The organism is Aquimarina sp. EL_43 (assembly GCF_943422735.1).
In the GTDB taxonomy this organism is placed as follows: domain Bacteria; phylum Bacteroidota; class Bacteroidia; order Flavobacteriales; family Flavobacteriaceae; genus Aquimarina; species Aquimarina megaterium.
Genome location: NZ_CALSBR010000001.1, coordinates 1,578,032 through 1,596,941 on the forward strand (window position 1 = coordinate 1,578,032; position 18,910 = coordinate 1,596,941).

Here is an 18,910-nt window from a genome sequence, read left to right on the forward strand (position 1 = left end):
ATCATGACAAAAAAAATAATATACCTCGTATATAGTGCTTTATTTATAGCATTAATACCCTCTTGTAGTAATGATGATTTAGAGCCTACTTTACTCCAAAATCAGAACTTAGAAGGCAATATAAGTACTATAGAAGATTTATCTAATCTTTTAAATGGTACCTATAGTTGGATGACTCAATCTACCTATTATGGTAGGGACATTATCATATATGGAGAAGCAAGATCAGATAATACATATTCTACTGGTGAGTCTGGTCGTTTTATTAGTGTAAGTGATATGAATATGACTGATGCCAATGGATATGCTTTAGATACCTGGTCTGTAATCTATACAACCATATCTACAGCAAATATTGCTATTAATATAGAAGGTGTTGAAGGAGATCAAGATCAAATCAATCATATTAAAGGACAAGCTTATGTCATAAGAGCACTTGGTCATTTTGATTTGCTACGCTTATATGGCCAACAACATGTTGATAATGGCGGATTAGGAGCTTTGGGAGTTCCTTATATCGATAAGTTTAAAGATGATAATGATCTTCTGCCTGGTAGAAAAACTGTAGAGGAAGTAAAAAATTTAATTCTTGCAGATCTCGACAAAGCGTCATCCTTAATGTCAGAAACTCTTAATGGTACATCTAGCTATGTAACTAGCTATACTGCAAAAGCAGTTAAGGCAAGAGTAGCATTGTATTTTGAAGAATATATAACAGCCAGAGATGCAGCAAAGGCTATAATCGATTCTGGGCAATTCTCTATATTAGATAGAGATTCGTATGTAGATAGTTGGTCTGTTGATAACGCCCCTAATTCTATTTTTGAATTAGCATTTGATAATGTAGATAATCAAGGAATAAACGGCTTGGCAAATATCTACCGGTTTGGGTATGCAGATATTGTAGCTTATAATGATTTTACTTCTATTTTTGATGCTGGTGATATTAGAGGAACTGCCAGTATGATAGATACCGATGGGGATAAATTAAGAAACGTTGGTAAATATCCTTCTCAATCTTTTGATGACAATGTTAGCCTAATAAGATATGAAGAAATCATTTTAATTTATGCAGAAGCATTATTAGAAACAGGGGCTATAGGTGATGCTTTAACCTGGCTAAATATGATTCCTGATAATAGAGGGGCTAACCTATATACAGAAGCAACCAAAGAAAATATTCTTTTAGAAAGAAGAAAAGAACTATGTTTTGAGGGGTTTAGGTTTGATGATTTAGCACGAACAAAACAAGATATCCCAAAACTAAATGTAGTTTCTGCAGGGCCTGTATATGGTAGCTATAATTATGCCTTTCCTATTCCTTTAGCCGAATTAAACGCAAACTCTAATATGATACCCAATAAAGGATACTAAAGAAAATATGATTGTTTTATATCATAAATGTTTGAATTGCTTAAACCCCATCAAAATATTTTGATGGGGTTTATACATATAAGTTGTTAGAGGTTCCTTTTATTTAATTTCCCACAAGGCTTTTTCTGTTTGCTTTCCATCAGAAATTTCTATTGAATATCTTCCTGTAGGAAGGTAATATTTCCCGTTTTTTCTTTTAGAAACTTCTTCATCAGGAAATTCTTTTTCGAGTATATTTTTTCCTTTTTCAGTAATCGTAAGATCGTATTCTACATAATTAAGCCCCTTATCAGCTTGTGTAGAAAATTTCTGAAGTACTTTTCCTTCTTCGGTAGTAATTTTAATAGAGAAATCTCCTGATTTTCCAGCATAAAACTTGATGGTAATTGTTGGTTCATATGGTGTAGACCATTTGCTCCACGAAACACCCCATCGATCTGACCACTGCATTGCAGGTATATCAAAAACATGAAGTCCCTTGTTTATTACTTTATCATCAAGAAGCTGTACCGCTTCTATATTTGTTTTGTATATACTTCTACCGTGTGTTCCTAATAATAAATCATTAGCTTCTGGTTGGATTACAATATCGTGAACCGCTACATTAGGTAATCCATTAGAAAAAGCTTGCCAGTTTGCTCCTTTATCTAGTGAAACATAGGCACCATTATCTGTTCCTATATATAATACATTTTCATTTTTAGGATCTTCTTTAATCACATTTATTGAAGATACAGGTAAGCCATTTCCTATATTTTTCCAACTCTGTCCATAGTTTTCACTTACATAGACATAAGGTTTAAAGTCATCCCATCGATATCCATTTAATGCAACATAAACTCTTTCTTTTTTATGAGAAGAAGCAATCACTCTTGATACCCAAAGATCTTTAGGAAAAGAATCCGAAATCTTGCTCCAACTCCCACCAGAATTTTTGGTTACATACACTAACCCATCATCGCTACCTGTGTAGATAAGTCCAAATTGAAATATAGACTCGGCAATTGTAGTCAACGTTCCATAAGCAACATTTCCTTTTTTACCACCATTTGTTAAATCATTAGATATCGCAGTCCAGTCATCCCCCTGATTCATCGATCTCATTAATTTATTTCCTCCTAAATACAAAATATCTTGATTGTGAGGCGATAATAAGATTGGTGTTTGCCAATTAAATCGATAAGGAGATTCGCCCAATTCGTGTTTAGGTTGAATATAGATTTGTTTATTTGTAGCGCGATGTATTCTAAAATAATTTCCAAACTGAAACCCGGTATATACAATATCTGCATCCCGATCATCAATCTGTACCTGCATACCATCACCACCCATAATACTTTCCCAAGGATAATGACCACTTTGATGCCAGGAATCGTCTTCTTTAGCATTATGTGCTCCTACCCAAACTCCGTTATCTTGCAATCCGCCATATACATTATATGGTTTTTCATGATCAATATTAATTGCATAAAACTGTCCCACACTAGGTTGATTAGCTTTTATCCAGTTTTTTCCATCATCATAAGAGATATTTAGTCCTCCATCATTACCATTTACCAAATGCATCGGGTTTTTAGGGTTAATCCATAACGAATGATGATCGGCATGAACATTTTTTCCATTAATATTGGTAAATGTTTTTCCGGCATCTTTAGATTTCAAAATGGGGACTCCAGAAATATATATATGATCCTTATTAGCAGGGCTTACCTGTATCTGAGCAAAGTAATATCCATAACTATAAAATAGATCATCAATATAGTCTTTATGGGTTTTTGCCCAGGATTTACCACCATCATTACTTCTGTATACTTCTGCTCCTATAACAGGAGTATCAAATAACATTGCATTAGCATTTTCGAGGTATTTAGCAAGATCTATTGGTTTTACCGTACCCCCACGCACAAGTTGTTTTACATTATCTGCTCTATACTTTTCTTGAAACCCATTGGTTTTTAAAAATGCATTTAGCTTTTTATTTTCCAATTTTAAAAAAGTTTCTGATGACATCGTTTTAAAATCCTCTTTGGTTAATCCGCTGTTACTTTTTTTGGTATCATTTTCCTTTCTTCTATACTGGCTATCATGAACAGCATATACCGTGTTTTCATCAAAAACAGCAAGGCCTATTCTACCTACTCCTTCTCCCGTAGGAAAACCACTTCCTTCTATAGATATTTTACTCCAGGTAGTTCCTGCATCAGTACTTTTATAAATCCCTGACCCTAATCCATTACCTTCAAAATTCCAGGCTTTACGATCTTTATCCCATGCAGCTGCATACATAATACTAAAGTTTTCAGGTGCATATGCTAAATCAATAATACCTGTTCGATCGTTAATAAATAATGTTTTTTTCCAGGTAGCTCCTCCATCTGTTGTTTTATAAACTCCCCGTTCTTGATTAGAAGAATATAAGTGCCCGGTTACTCCCACTACGACCTCATCTGGATTATTAGGATTAATAACGATTCTACCTATATGATGTGAATCGAGTAGTCCTACATTTTTCCATGTCTTACCATTATCTGTAGATTTTAGAATTCCTACTCCTGCATAGGATGACCTAGATGAATTATTTTCGCCAGTTCCTACCCAAATGATATTATTTTTCCAGTCTACTGCAATATCACCAACATTAATTGTTTCTGCAGAATCAAGAACAGGTTCAAAAGTAGTTCCATTATTTACAGTATGCCACAATCCTCCAGAAGCATATCCAACATAAAACTCTGTAGTATTTTCTGGATTCACATCAACATCTACTACACGACCACTCATTACAGTCGGCCCAATATTTTTAAAAGGGACATGTTTCACTAAAGAAGACTTTTCCATTTGCTTTTTATTCAGCAATCCTTTCTGTACCAATTCTGCATTAGTAGCTGGTTGTTGAGAAAAAATAAAAGAAGAAAGAAAGAAGAAAAATAATGATGATGTAAATGTTTTCATTTTGATGGGTGTTTAGTGCGCTGAAAGTAGATATTGTTATAACAAACTCAAAATTTTTAGATATTGTTTAACAATCATTTGTTTTAAAACAATAATCGTAAACCACTAAGGATATTGTCTATTTTTTGCGTTTCTCGTAAATTTTTAGTTAATTTATTAAGTACTAATCAATTAAACACACAATCATGGAAGAGTATTTACCATTAATTATTCAATTAATCAGTGGGGCCGTTGGAGGAAATATTGCAGGCTCATTACTAAAAAATGTATCCTTAGGTAAAGTAGGAAATTCAATTCTGGGAATACTCGGAGGAGGTTTAGGTGGATATTTGCTAAATTATCTGGGAATAGGCACTTCTGGCGGAATGGATTTGTCTGGGATACTAGGAAGCATTGCAGGTGGTGGTGTCGGAGGTGGTGTGTTAATGGCTATAATAGGTTTAATCAAAAATGCAATAAGCAAATAAAAATACACTCATATTGATAAAAAAAGTAAGGTAAATTCAATATTTAAAAAGGAACTCAAAATCTTATGAGTTCCTTTTTTTATTACGCAAATAATAATCATATTTTTGAAGAAAATCAGTATTCTTAATCCTCGTTTGGTCTAGAGGGCTTATGAGGTTTGTAATTAAACAACATATCATACAATGAAATATCACCAGATCGATAGCAATCTCTTCATCAAAAACCGTAAAAACTTTGCTGCACAAATGAAACCTAGTAGCATTGCTGTATTTAATAGTAATGATATATATCCGATTAGTGCCGATAGTACTATGCCTTTTGAGCAGCATAGAGATATATTTTACCTAAGTGGCGTTGATCAGGAAGAAAGTGTATTGTTGCTTTTTCCCGATGCTCCTAAGGAAAAGCATCGTGAGATTTTATTTCTAAAAGAAACCAATGAGCATATTGCAATTTGGGAAGGTGAAAAACTAACCAAAGAACGAGCTTTTGATGTTTCGGGAATCAGAACCGTATATTGGCTTCAGGATTTAGAGAAGGTTTTCTTTGAAGTCATGACGCAGTGTGAAACTGTATATGTAAACACTAATGAGCACTACAGATCAAGTGTAGAAACAGAAACTCGTGAAGATCGTTTTACCAAATGGTGGAAAGCAAAATATCCTGCACATACCGTAGCAAAAAGCAATCCTATTTTACAACGATTACGAGCAATAAAAGATCCTATCGAAATTGAGCTTATGCAAACAGCTTGTAATATTACCGAAAAAGGATTTCGAAGACTTTTAAGCTTTGTAAAACCTGATGTTTGGGAATATAATATTGAAGCCGAATTGTTGCATGAATTTATCAATAACAGATCTAAAGGTTTTGCATATACTCCTATAATCGCAAGTGGAAACAATGCCAATGTGCTTCACTATATAGAAAATAATCAACCCTGTAAAGCAGGTGATTTAATCCTTATGGATGTTGCTGCAGAATATGCAAATTACTCTAGTGATTTGTCTCGTACAATTCCGGTATCAGGAAAATACTCTAAACGTCAGCGAGATGTTTATGACGCTGTACTTCGAGTTAAAAATGAAGCTACCAAAATGTTGATTCCAGGAACTATCTGGGCCGATTATCATGTCGAAGTTGGTAAAATTATGACTTCTGAATTATTAGGATTAGGGCTTATAGATAAGGCCGATGTACAGAAGGAAGATCCAGAATGGCCTGCATACAAAAAATACTTTATGCATGGTACTTCTCATCACATAGGATTAGACACCCATGATTATGGTATCCTTACCGAGCCTATGCAAGCAAATATGGTGTTTACTGTTGAGCCTGGGATTTATATTCCTGATGAAGGTTTTGGAATTCGTATTGAAGATGATGTAGTAATACAGGAAAAAGGAGAACCTTTTAACCTCATGGCTAATATTCCTATTGAAGCTGAAGAAATTGAAGAATTAATGAATAATTAGAATTCGATAAAATCAAATACATACCCCACCCATTCTTATGTGTGGGGTTTTTACTATCTCCTAAACACAACTCAAAACTCGGTGGTAAAGCCGTAAGGTAATCTCTCTTATTTTTTTTAGTTTAGTCGAACACAACTCTAAAACCTGTTCTATCATGAAAAAACTTCTTCTTTGTTTTTTTATCATTACTTTTTGCAATGCTTGCACTAAAAAAAAGAAATCACCATTAGTTGGTAAATGGAAGCTAACACATGTGCTGGTAGATCCAGGAAATGGAAAAGGAGTCTTCCAAAAAGCGAATCAGGAAAAAATTATCGAATTCTTTGATGATGGCACTTTAAAAACAAATGTATCTTACTGCCCATTAGATGATGATAAAACCATCGGAATGTCTGGAACATATGACATGAATCATACTCTACTTATCGTTCCTTGTACATCTTCAGACTCTAAAATAAATTTTGAAATAAATGAGTCCATGTTGATCATCGACTATCCGACCCAGTGTATGGAACCTTGCAAAGAAAAATATACCAAAATTGATGAATAGCCTTCTTTTTTTAAACAATTAAATTTATAGTTTGCATAAAACCTTATCATCACTGGTAAAAATCTCTCGTCTTATTATATAGAAATGAATGAAGAATTTCTCGTAATTGATAAAAACCGTATTTCTTTTGTTGACTTTAATATCAGTATTTAAATACTTTTAATGCTTAATTTGAAACTCTAAATAGTATGGTATGTATTTAAAACTGCTTAGAAACATCTTCATTCTTTCTGTCTCGTTTATGGGGTATGGCCAATCTCTTCACGTTTCCGATTCCTTGATGCAAAAAACATATAAACAGCTTAGTGAAAACTTTCATGCAAGTTTAGATAGTAGTATACCAGCAGCAAGATTATATGCTCAGGCTTATTTCAACAAAGGAAAAAACAGCAAAGACAGTAGTCGTATAGCTTGGTCTTATGTCTATAAAAGTCTATTGTATAATGATTCGAAAAAAAGAAAAATAGAAGCTTTAGACAGTGCTGTTTTTTTCGGGAAAAATATAGTTAAAAAGAACCACCCAGAGGTTTTCTATAACAAAAGAGCAATTGCCTATGGGGAGTTTGGGGATCTTAATCATAGTCTTAAAGACTACTTAACAGCATTAGATCACTCTAGAAAAAACAATAATGTACCGTATATATACCTTCTTAAGCATAATATCGCAAATCTAAAGAGGAAGCTAGGAAAATATGGTGAGGCAAAAAAGCTATACAAAGAATGTATCATTTATGAAAAAAGCATCAAAAACAAAACAAAACGAGATACTATCTCTTATCTACTAACGCTAACAGAACTCGTCTCTGTATATAGATTAAATAATCAAATAGATTCTGCAAAAATTTTAAACAAAGAAGGAGTTAAACTATCTAAAGGTAAGCCTGTTGAATTTCTGTTCGATTTAAATGATGGTATTCTAGATTATTACAACCAGGAATATAGTTTGGCCATAAAGAAAATTAAACCAATATTACCTAAAATTATTAATCCAAAAAGAGGATATGAAAGTACTACAGATTTAATTAATGCATATTTATATATAGGAAATTCTAATAAAAGCTTAGGTAAAACCTCAGAATCTATTTCTTATTTCAAGAAAATAGACTCTATTTCTGAAACTTTAAATTATTTTTTACCCGAAAGTAGAACTGCCTATGTACAACTGGTTGATTATTACAAATCTATTGGTGACCATACCAATCAATTACTGTATATAAATAAATTACTAAGTGCAGATAGTGTTTTAATAAAGGATTATTGGATCATTAATGATAAACTTTTAAGAGAATTTGACACCAGGGAGCTTCTTGAACAAAAACAGAAAATCATAGCTTCATTAGAAAAAGAAAACAATAAGATATCCTCTCAAAATATTATCATATCAATACTTCTGTTATTAAGTCTAATCGGTATTGGTTACTATTATTATCGGCAACAACTTTACAAAAAAAGATTTTTAAAACTCTTACATCAAATCTCTGATCAAAACCAAAAAAAAGATCGATCTACTGATGAGTCTACCTCTTCATCTATTAACAAAGAAACCATAGACAACCTGCTTGATAAGCTTAAGCAATTTGAAGAAAAAAAAGAGTTTTTAAGGCCTCTAACCTCAAAAGATCTTGCCAAAAAGTTTGAATCAAACTCTAGTTATCTCTCTAAAGTGGTGAATACTTTTAAAGAAAAAAGCTTTAGCAATTATATCAACGATTTACGAATCGATTTTGTAATTGATAAATTAAGCGAGGATTCGATATTTAGAAAATATACAGTGCAAGCCATTGCACAAGAAATCGGCTTTAATAATTCTGAAGCATTTTCTAAAGCATTCTATAAAAAGACTGGAATTTATCCTTCTTATTTTATTAAAGAGCTAGAAAAGCAAAAAAATGGTAAAATTAATCCGCCTTCTCGTTGATATTTTTACACATTTATAGAATATTTTCTATACTTCCTTCGTTGAATACAAAAACTCTCTTTTTATATTATGCAACGAATGAAAATCACTGCTGGTCACCAGCAAGCTATGCCGTATATAGTAGTCGAAAAGGCTGAAGATTTTATTGATTTCATTCGAAAAATCTTTCAGGCACAGGAAATGATACGAAGCCTCGATGTTGATAATAGAATACAACATTCAGAAATTAGAATCGGCGATGCTACTATTCTTCTTACAGAAGCTTCAAAACATAATCCTGCACATCCCGGTTGTATGTATGTCTATGTAAAAGATACTGATCAAACGTATTATGAAGCAATAGATGCAGGAGCCAAATCCTTGATGGAACCTATGGACGAAGATTATGGTGCCAGAGGAGCTGGTTTTCGAGATCCATTTGGTAACACCTGGTGGATTGCTACATTAAATTAAGTTTGACCAAAAACGATTACGCTATATTTAGTTACATCCTAAATCTTGTTGAGATTGCACATCATTAACCGGAAAGCATAATCCTGATTTCAACGTTTCAGGCACATATCGATTAAGATCAGTATCCCGTAAACTGATTTCAATAAAAGCTGTGAGGTTATCTATTTCCTGATCTGTCAAATCAATTGTCCCAAATTGAGTTGCCAGATTTTCTGCAGTTACCTCGGTAGATTGAGCAACTCCCTTATTTTTATAAACGATAACATCTCTTACCGATGTAAATGTGCCTCCATGACCATAAAAACTATTATCAGTCAGATTATAAAGAGTTGGTGTTTTAAATTTATAATTATCATTTGGATTTTTAGTAAACCCTCCTCTTCCTTTCTTTACATTTTCAAAACCTGCATTATCTAACACTAATGCTTTATCAGAATTATCAAAATCTCCCATCCCAAAAGCATGAAAGCTTTTATCATTTAGTGCTGGTCCAGTATGACATTGGTAACATTTTCCGTTTCCAAAAAATGCAATTGCTCCTTTCTTTTCTACCTCACTCATCGCATCATAATCTCCTTTTAACCATTCTTGCCAAGGCGATTTATTGGCAAGTAATGTTCTTTCATAAGCAGCCATGGCAAGTCCTGCATTCTTGGTAGTATACCGCTCGCTTTCTATAACATCACTAAAAGCATTATCAAACATTTCTTTATATCCTAGTGTATTTACAAAATCCTCATCAATTAGCAATCTATGAACCCCTTGACCTTTTATCGCTTGAACTTCTATACCTTGAAATCCTAGAAAATTCTCTTGAATATTTGCCCAATTACTTTCTGTTCCTGCATTAGTTCCTGTACCTCCAAATTGCCCATTCCATAACATTACATCTTGGTATGCTACGTTTAAAAGAGTAGGAGAGCGAAGTGGCTGGATGTCTACAGAATCCACAGGAACATTAGTATTTATTACTCTACCATTACCATTGGTTCCAAAACCTACACCACATTCTCCAATACCTTGCCTTAATCCAGAGCTAAACCCCGCAGCAACTTGATGACAAGAGGCACAAGAATATGTAGCTTTCATCTCATCTATTTTGGGGTTTTTGCCAAGAGCTGTTTCATGTAATAATAGCTTTCCTAATTCAACTTTTTCCCTGGTAATTGGATTTAGTGGATCTTGAGGTATTTTAAGGTAATCATCACTTTTCGGTAAGGTAAAATAAGCAAGACCTTTATCTTCAGAAATATCGGTTAAAAGAGTTTTTAAATCTTTATCCAAACTTGATGCTATAGGTACATAGTTATCATCATTAGAACAAGAAAATAAAAATAATGTAATAAGTATAAGAGTAGTTATTTTTCCCATAGATTTCCCTTTATATAAATATTAAAATTCGTTGTTTTCTGGCGCGAATGTAACAAAAACTAACACAATACAAAAGGGGAAATTACCCCTAAAAATCTTTAATTTTTATGTTTAGAAAAATCACTCTGTTTTTGAAAAGATATTCATAACAACCAGCGTTACCAATGCTGGCAATAACCAAGCCAAACTATACACTCCTAAAGGGAGGATTTTTAAAATCGGAGCAACATGGTCTTGCATTCCTATAGACCCTAAAAAATCAGGAATACTAAATAAAATAGTTACGATAACTACAGTTCTAAATACTAATGAAGAAGTAAATCTATTAGGCAAAACATTTAACAGAATCAAAACAATAGTCAAAGGGTAAATAAACATAAGTGCTGGTATTGCTACATCAATGATATAATGTACATCAAACTGTCCCATTAATACCCCTAGAATACAAGCTACAATTGCAGTAATAAGGTATGCTTTTTGAGATCCATTACAAATTCCTTTTATAAAATCTGCAGTACCGGTTACAATACCCACAGCTGTAGTAAAACAAGCTAACCCAACCAGAATACTTAAAAAAACTTTACCTATACTGCCTAGTGTTTTTAAACTCATTCCTGATAATAAATCTGTTCGGGAAATAGTTGTGTCAAAATCAGCACCAAATAATGCACCGCTATAAATCATACCTGCATAAATAACAAAAAGACCTATTCCTGCCAAAACACCAGATCCAATAATCAGTTTTCGATTTCTGTCAAAATTATTTTCTCCTTTAATTTTTAGAGATACAATAATAACTCCACCTACAACAACAGCTCCTATTGCATCAAATGTTTGATAGCCTTCTAGCAACCCTTTAATAAAAGGAGTTCCAAATTCTGAAGGATTAATCGCAGGAGTTTGCATTGAAAAAATACTAATACATATGATGCTAAGTACAACGATAAATATAATAGGAGAAAGAAATTTACCTAATAAGCTAAGAATCTTAGATCGATTAAGTACAAAAAGCAACACTAATGCAAAATAAATAGTACTAGTCAACCAGGCATTTGTGCCAAAAAAAGGTTCAATTGCCATCTCATGGGTTACAGATGCGGTTCTCGGGGAAGGTAATGTGATAGAGATCAAATAAACCAATATACAATAAACAAGACTAAATGTGGGAGATACTTTCTTTGCAAAATCAAGCATAGTTCCTTGTAAGCGGGCGTGTGCAAAAATTCCTAATAAAGGAATGACTACTGCCGAAATAGCAAAACCCATAATAACCAGAAACCACGCATCACCTGCTTTATACCCCAAAAGTGGAGGAAGCATTAGGTTTCCTGCACCAAAAAACATTGAAAATAATGCAAATCCTGCAACAAAAGTTTCTTTATTAAATCTCATTTGGTTAGGTATTTATGTCCCTTTAATAAGCAATAATAATGAAACCATAATAAGCATACAAAATAATCGTAATAGTATTTGTAAATATAAAAGCAATAACGAGTTAAAAATTAATATATAACTGTAGCCAAAAACTTAGTGCATTCATAAAAAAATATTTATTTACATTTTAAAAGAGTATTGTTTCTAGTTTCTTTGCTCTTTAAATTAAAAAGTAAAATGATAATAACGTATAAAGGGATCAAAGTAAATTATAATACTTCGGGAAAAGGTACTCCTGTAGTCTTTCTGCATGGATTTTTAGAAAATTCTACCATGTGGGAAGAAACCATCGATCATATATCAAGTACATATCATTGCATTTCTATCGATCTTTTAGGTCACGGTCTTACCGAATGTATGGGGTATATACATACTATGGAGGATATGGCACAAGCAGTCAAAGTCGTTTTAGATAACCTAAACATCTCTAAGGCTTCTTTTGTAGGTCATTCTATGGGTGGCTATGTAGCTCTAGCCTGTATAGATCTTTTTCCAAATATAGTTTCGGGATTAGCATTGTTAAATTCTACTTCGTTTCCTGATAGTATAGAGAGAAAACAAAATCGCAGTAGAGCTATTGAGATAGTCAAGAATAATCCCGACGCATATACTAGCATGGCAATTGCAAATCTTTTTGCTGAAGGAAATCGATTGCGATTTGCAGACAGAATAAATATGATCAAAGATCAAGCCTCAAAGATTTCTTTACAAGGAATTATTTCTGGTTTAGAAGGAATGAAAGTAAGAAAAGATCACACATCTCTTCTATCCAGTTTTAATAAGCCAAAAATCATCTTTGCCGGAACCAAAGATCCTATTTTACTATATGACCAAAGTATTAAAGAATCGAAACAATGTAATATCGATCTTGTTAGTTTTGATGGTGGCCATATGTCATACTTGGAGAATAAAGACGAATATATTGCAGAACTTCACCAGTTTCTAAGCTCTTTTTAACACAAAACTTAGAAGATAATAAACTTATTTTTGATTTCTCCAAAAGGTAGGTGATTTCATATTTTTTTTAGACGAAATACTTCTTTTTGGGTCAAAAAACACTATAAAAGAAGTATTTTATCTAAAAATCAATGATTTATGGCGATTTTTTCTTACAAAAATGCGGATAATAATAAAAAAAATATTATTATTGTATTGATAATGAACCAATAACCCTTTTCCATGAATTTTTAACCCCCTAAGAATAATGAAAAAAACTACCCCAACCTCCGCATTTTCTTTTTCAAAAATTTACTGTTCTCTATTTGGCCATGACTATCTTCTTTCTAAAAATGTTACTCATCACATTAAAGAATATACCTGTTCACACTGTGGTGAACAAGCCACTACTAATAGTAGAGGACGATTAGAAGCAATGACGCCTAAGTTAAAAGAAATTAATAATGCTTTGGCCTCTGTACACGCTAAGAAACAGGCAAGAACTAATCGTGATACTCCATTTCAGGCAGCTTCGTAATTATTAATTATTCCTCAATCGGATTCCAACCCTGGGCTTGTATTGCTATCTTTTCGTTTGCTCTGGTCACTAATCCAATTCCACTTTTCTCATCTGTTATATGACCTATAACTGTAAGACTGGGATTTGCTTTTATTTTAGGATAATCTTCTTGTTTTATGGTAAATAATAATTCATAATCCTCACCGCCATTTAGTGCTACTGTTGTACTATTCATTTTAAATTCTTCGCATGTAGATATAACTGTAGGATCTAATGGAATTTTTTCCTCATATAAATTTACGCCAACTTTAGATTGAGAACAAAGATGTATTACTTCTGAAGACAATCCATCACTTATATCAATCATACTTGTTGGTTTTACATCTAATGCTTTAAGAAGTTCTGATATGTCTTTTCGTGCTTCTGGTTTAAGTTGCCTCTCAATGATATAAGTATATTGATCCAAGTCTGGTTGCGAATTAGGATTAACCTCATAAACTTGTTTCTCTCGCTCTAATACCTGAAGTCCCAAATATGCTGCTCCCAAATCACCGGTCACAACCAAAAGGTCATTTTCCTTAGCTCCACTACGATATACCAAATCTTCTTCATTTGCGTATCCAACAGCTGTAATACTAATAAGTAGTCCTGTTGTTGAAGAAGTCGTATCTCCTCCTACTACATCCACATTATAAATCTTTGCTGCAGTTTCAATCCCTGCATATAATTCTTCTAATGCTTCCAAAGGAAATCTGTTTGATACCGCAATAGAAACCGTGATTTGTGATGCTGTTGCATTCATAGCATAGACATCAGAAAGGTTTACTATTACAGCTTTATACCCTAAATGCTTTAATGGCACATATGACAAATCAAAATGTACTCCTTCTACCAATAAATCTGTTGTTAATACGCACTTTTTATTTTCAAAATCCAAAACTGCTGCATCGTCCCCAATTCCAAGAGAAGTTGTTTTTTGGTTGATATCAAAATTCTTGGTCAAATGGTTAATAAGTCCAAATTCTCCTAATTCAGATAGTTGTGTTCTTGGTGTATTCTTGTCTTCAATCATTTTGCAAAGGTAGGTAACAAAGTGATTTCAATTCATAAAAAACTTCTGATTTTTCAGCCTTCTAAACCTAATGTAGAAGTCTTATGGCTTTGGGATATTAAAACAATACTCAAAAAAGTTTAGTACATTTATTAAAATTGAAAACAATATGAAAAGGTATTTTATGTGCAATTTGTTATTATTTACAACTCTTATAGGTTGTAGTGGTGACGATAATGGTAATGACGTTTTTAATAATCCTTCTGTTGCTACAAATGATGTTAAATCTGGCCCCTGTGAAAATGGCCTTGCCGGCGGGTTTTATCCTTGTAGCGGATACGATCTGATCACTAGAATATCACTCACAGAAATGTCTGCAGGTGCAGGTAATGATAGTTGGGGATGGACAGACTCACAAAGCGGTAAAGAATATGCTTTGATAGGACTAGACAACGGTACAGCTTTCATAGATATTTCTACACCTAATAGTCCAATCTATTTAGGCAAACTACCAACCGCAACTGTAAATAGTCCTTGGAGAGATGTAAAAGTGTATCAAAATCACGCTTTTATTGTAAGTGAAGCTACTAATCATGGAATGCAGGTTTTCGATCTTACAAGGCTGCGAAATGTAACAAATCCTCCTCAAACTTTTAATGCAGATGTACATTTTACTGATTTTGGAAGTGCACATAATATTGTTATTAACGAAGACTCTGGATTTGCATATGCAGTAGGAACAAGTAGATCCGGAACGTATCGAGGAGGTCCTGTATTCATTAATATACAAGATCCTAAAAATCCAATTGCCGCAGGAGGGTTTCTTTCTACAGGAGACAGGGCCTATAGTCATGATGCGCAAGCAATTAATTATCAAGGACCCGACACCGATTATACAGGTAAAGAAATATTAATTGGTAGTAATGAGATAGAAGTTGTAATCGCAGATATTACAGATAAAAACAATCCTATTACTATATCTACTATTAAATATACAGATGTGGGGTATACTCATCAAGGATGGTTTACAGAAGATATGAGATATTTTATATTAGGAGATGAAACTGACGAACAAGGAGTTGGGTTTAATACCAGAACTATAATTTTTGATTTTGAAGATCTTGATAATCCTAAGTTTCATATGAATTATACTGGTCCTACTACAGCTATAGATCATAATGGATATGTAAAAGGAAATCTATTTTATCTGGCAAATTATAGAGCTGGAGTTAGAATACTTGATATTTCTGATATCGGAAATAAAAATATGACAGAAATAGGCTTTTTTGATACTTTCCCATCAAGTGATAGTGCAAGCTTTAATGGTGTATGGAATGTATACCCATATTTTGAAAGTGGAAATATTGTAATTAGTGATATCCAAGGAGGGTTTTTGTTGATTCGAAAAAGTACTCCATAAATATATTAAAATATGATCCCAGTCGAGATCTTTAAATAATCTTTCTGGATTTTGCTTAAAATTGAAAAATGCATGTCACTTTAATACAATTTCTCATTTTTTAACTCATAATTATGTGAAAAAATGTTAAAAACAGTTAAAAGAATGCAAACTGTATATAAAATTCACAAATACCTACACATAAAATCGATAAATTAGTTAATTATTTAAAAACTAAACTATTAGCATATGACATAAACTTCAGTTTCTAATTAACTCTTAAACCACAAACTCAATGAAAAATCTAACTACTCTTCTACTGATATTATCAGTAGTATTCTCTTATGGTCAGACCCCTTGTCAAAACGGGCTGGCAGGTTCTTACCCTTGTAACGATTACGATTTAATGTCTCACATCACACTATCTCAAATGAGTGCCGGAGCCGGTAATGATAGCTGGGGATGGACAGATCCACAAAATGGTAATGAATATGCAATTATTGGTTTAAATAACGGAACCGCATTTATTGATATTTCGAATCCAACTAATCCCGTTTATCTTGGTAAATTACCAACAGCTACCTCTAACAGTGATTGGAGAGATGTAAAAGTGTATAAAAATCATGCTTTTATAGTAAGTGAAGCTGCTAATCATGGAATGCAGGTTTTTGATCTTACAAGATTACGTAACGTAGCAAATCCTCCTCAAAATTTTACCGCAGATAAAAGGTATACAGAATTCGGTAATGCTCACAACATTGTAATCAATGAAGATTCTGGGTATGCTTATGTTGTAGGTGCTCAAAGAAGTTCTGGCCCTTATAAAGGAGGCCCTCTTTTTATTAACATCCAAGATCCAAAAAACCCGACCAATGCCGGAGGGTTTCTATCTGGTGGACAACGCGCATACACACATGATGCGCAGGTAGTAACCTATAATGGTCCTGATAGTAATTATTCGGGTAAAGAAATACTAATCGGTAGTAACGAGATAGAAGTTGTGATTGCAGACATTACAGATAAAGCAAACCCTGTTACTATTTCAACCATTAAATACTCTGATGTTGGATACACACATCAAGGTTGGTTTACAGAAGACATGAGATATTTTATATTAGGTGACGAAACCGATGAGCAAGGAGTTGGATTTAATACCAGAACCATAATCTTTGATTTTCTGGATCTAGACAACCCAAAAGAACATATGACTTATACAGGTCCTACAGCAGCAATTGACCATAATGGCTATGTAAAAGGTAATAAGTTTTATCTAGCCAATTATCGTGCAGGTATTAGAGTTATTGATATTTCTGATATAGGAAATAAGAATATGACCGAAATAGGATCTTTTGATACCTATACCTCTAGTAATGGAGCTGCCTTTAACGGAGTATGGAACGTATATCCATATTTTAATAGCGGAAACATTGTTCTAAGTGATATCGAAGGAGGTTTTTTTTTAATACGAAAAAGTGCACCTGCGGTATGCCAGGCAACCGTTCCTACCGGTGTTGGATCTTCTAATATAAATGCAACTTCTGCTACTATTAATTGGACAAATGTTGCCAATGCTACTTACGATTTAAGATATCGTCAGACAGGGACTTCTTCCTGGACAACTACAGCTGTAAATGGAACGTCTAATACTATAACTGGCTTGTCTGCCACCACATCTTACGAAGCACAAGTAAGAAGTAAATGTCAGGACGGGACTTCATCTAACTACAGTAGTTCTGTTAATTTCACAACTACAGATGTGCAAGTGAATTATTGTAATTCTAATGGAAATAGTGTTTCTGATGAATACATTAGTAATGTATCTATCGGAAGTATAAATAATACGTCTGGTGCATCTAGTGGTGGTTATGCAGACCACACCTCTATATCCACCAATCTTGCAAAAGGCACATCACATACGATTACGATCACTCCAACATGGTCGGGTACAGTATACAGTGAAGGGTATAGTGTATGGATCGACTTTAATCAAGATGGTGATTTTGCAGATTCTGGAGAACAAGTATGGTCACAGAATGCAACGAGAACTACCCCGGTTAGCGGAACGTTTTCAATCCCATCTAGTGCTTCTGCAGTATCAACCAGAATGCGTGTCTCTATGAAATATAATGGTGTTCCTACATCTTGTGAATCGTTCCAATATGGTGAGGTTGAAGATTACACAGTTACTATTACCGAAGGTAGTGGTGATGTATGTGCTGGTGGAGTATCATCATTTCCATATAATGAAAGTTTTGAAAATACTTTAGGCTTGTGGACACAATCATCATCAGATGATATCAATTGGACCGTAGATGCTAATGGAACTCCATCAAGAAATACAGGACCATCAAGCGCAAATCAAGGAACATATTATGTCTATGTAGAGGCTTCGGGAAATGGAACAGGATTTCCTAATAAGCGAGCAATACTAACATCTCCTTGTTTTGACCTAAGTGGTACTGCTTCTCCTGCATTTACATTTACATACCATATGTTTGGTGCATCTGATATGGGAAGTATAGCGGTTGAGGCATCAACAAATGATGGTGCTTCATGGACAAGTATTTGGAGTAAAACAGGTAATCAAGGAAATTCCTGGAACACCATTAATCTTGATCTTTCTCAATATATTGGTGAGGCTCTAAGACTAAGATTTAACAGAGTCACAGGATCTACCTGGCAAGCCGATATCGCCATTGATAATATTGCTCTTACAACAAGTGTTGCTACTAATTCATCTTTGATTTCAACAGAAGACATCTCTTTTTCGATCTTTCCAAATCCAGTTCAAGGGTCAATTATGAATGTATTTATGGGCGATAAAAATGCTGCTAATGAGACTTCAAATTTTGAAATCAAAAATTTTATAGGGCAATTAGTAGGCAAAGGAACCGTTAAAAATACTATTGATGTTTCTAATTTGAAAACAGGAGTTTATTTTTTACAAGTTACCACCAAAAACCAAGGTACTACTACCAAGCGTTTTGTAAAAAAATAATGTCTATAAAA

At 33.6% G+C, this 18,910-nt stretch carries 14 protein-coding genes and 1 pseudogene; 11 read left to right on the forward strand and 4 right to left on the reverse strand.

What is annotated here, in order from left to right; all coding sequences use genetic code 11:
* Positions 1-3 precede the first annotated feature (3 nt).
* Positions 4-1,374 carry a RagB/SusD family nutrient uptake outer membrane protein gene (locus NNL09_RS07250; RefSeq protein ID WP_196911649.1) on the forward strand — a complete coding sequence of 457 codons (1,371 nt, stop codon included), beginning with the start codon at positions 4-6 and terminating at the stop codon, positions 1,372-1,374.
* Between the two features lie 99 nt (positions 1,375-1,473).
* Here the strand turns inward: NNL09_RS07250 and NNL09_RS07255 are convergent, their stop codons facing one another.
* Positions 1,474-4,326, reverse strand: coding sequence for a glycosyl hydrolase (locus NNL09_RS07255; RefSeq protein ID WP_196911648.1), 2,853 nt, complete (start codon positions 4,324-4,326; stop codon positions 1,474-1,476).
* 185 nt (positions 4,327-4,511) lie between these two features.
* Between NNL09_RS07255 and NNL09_RS07260 the strand changes: the two genes are divergently transcribed.
* From NNL09_RS07260 to NNL09_RS07280, 5 genes are all read left to right on the forward strand, one after another.
* A complete protein-coding gene (locus NNL09_RS07260) occupies positions 4,512-4,793 on the forward strand; it encodes a hypothetical protein (protein WP_025666192.1) in 282 nt (93 codons plus the stop codon).
* A gap of 183 nt (positions 4,794-4,976) precedes the next feature.
* Complete coding sequence (locus NNL09_RS07265) at positions 4,977-6,269, forward strand: aminopeptidase P family protein (protein ID WP_196911647.1); 1,293 nt, start codon at positions 4,977-4,979, stop codon at positions 6,267-6,269.
* A gap of 154 nt (positions 6,270-6,423) precedes the next feature.
* The gene (locus NNL09_RS07270) at positions 6,424-6,819 is read left to right on the forward strand and encodes a hypothetical protein (protein WP_025666190.1); all 396 of its coding nucleotides are present in this window, start codon (positions 6,424-6,426) and stop codon (positions 6,817-6,819) included.
* Between the two features lie 193 nt (positions 6,820-7,012).
* Positions 7,013-8,737 carry an AraC family transcriptional regulator gene (locus NNL09_RS07275; protein ID WP_196911646.1) on the forward strand — a complete coding sequence of 575 codons (1,725 nt, stop codon included), beginning with the start codon at positions 7,013-7,015 and terminating at the stop codon, positions 8,735-8,737.
* Positions 8,738-8,806: 69 nt separating this feature from the next.
* Entirely contained in the window at positions 8,807-9,190 is a 384-nt protein-coding gene (locus NNL09_RS07280; RefSeq protein ID WP_025666188.1) for a VOC family protein, read from the forward strand.
* Between the two features lie 27 nt (positions 9,191-9,217).
* Here NNL09_RS07280 and NNL09_RS07285 read toward each other — a convergent pair whose 3' ends face one another.
* Both NNL09_RS07285 and brnQ read right to left on the reverse strand, forming a co-directional pair.
* Complete coding sequence (locus tag NNL09_RS07285; protein ID WP_196911645.1) at positions 9,218-10,561, reverse strand: cytochrome-c peroxidase; 1,344 nt, start codon at positions 10,559-10,561, stop codon at positions 9,218-9,220.
* 120 nt (positions 10,562-10,681) lie between these two features.
* Entirely contained in the window at positions 10,682-11,953 is a 1,272-nt protein-coding gene (gene brnQ, locus NNL09_RS07290) for a branched-chain amino acid transport system II carrier protein (protein WP_196911644.1), read from the reverse strand.
* Between the two features lie 219 nt (positions 11,954-12,172).
* Between brnQ and NNL09_RS07295 the strand changes: the two genes are divergently transcribed.
* Both NNL09_RS07295 and NNL09_RS07300 read left to right on the forward strand, forming a co-directional pair.
* On the forward strand, positions 12,173-12,952 hold the full coding sequence (locus NNL09_RS07295; RefSeq protein ID WP_196911643.1) for an alpha/beta fold hydrolase: 780 nt from the start codon (positions 12,173-12,175) through the stop codon (positions 12,950-12,952).
* Between the two features lie 247 nt (positions 12,953-13,199).
* Positions 13,200-13,469: a hypothetical protein gene (locus NNL09_RS07300; protein ID WP_025666184.1), complete on the forward strand. Its 270-nt coding sequence runs from the start codon at positions 13,200-13,202 to the stop codon at positions 13,467-13,469.
* 7 nt (positions 13,470-13,476) lie between these two features.
* Here NNL09_RS07300 and thiL read toward each other — a convergent pair whose 3' ends face one another.
* A complete protein-coding gene (gene thiL / locus NNL09_RS07305) occupies positions 13,477-14,523 on the reverse strand; it encodes a thiamine-phosphate kinase (RefSeq protein WP_025666183.1) in 1,047 nt (348 codons plus the stop codon).
* 148 nt (positions 14,524-14,671) lie between these two features.
* Here thiL and NNL09_RS07310 point away from each other — a divergent pair, with 148 nt between their 5' ends.
* From NNL09_RS07310 to NNL09_RS07320, 3 genes and pseudogenes are all read left to right on the forward strand, one after another.
* Positions 14,672-15,922 (forward strand): choice-of-anchor B family protein, encoded by a 1,251-nt coding sequence (locus NNL09_RS07310; protein ID WP_025666182.1) that lies wholly within the window; start codon positions 14,672-14,674, stop codon positions 15,920-15,922.
* Positions 15,923-16,196: 274 nt separating this feature from the next.
* Positions 16,197-17,375: pseudogene (locus tag NNL09_RS07315) on the forward strand (choice-of-anchor B family protein); the annotation flags it as partial.
* Positions 17,364-18,899, forward strand: a complete 1,536-nt coding sequence (locus NNL09_RS07320) for a GEVED domain-containing protein (RefSeq protein WP_256525662.1) — start codon at positions 17,364-17,366, stop codon at positions 18,897-18,899. The pseudogene NNL09_RS07315 and the gene NNL09_RS07320, both read left to right, overlap by 12 nt.
* The last annotated feature ends 11 nt before the right edge of the window (positions 18,900-18,910 follow it).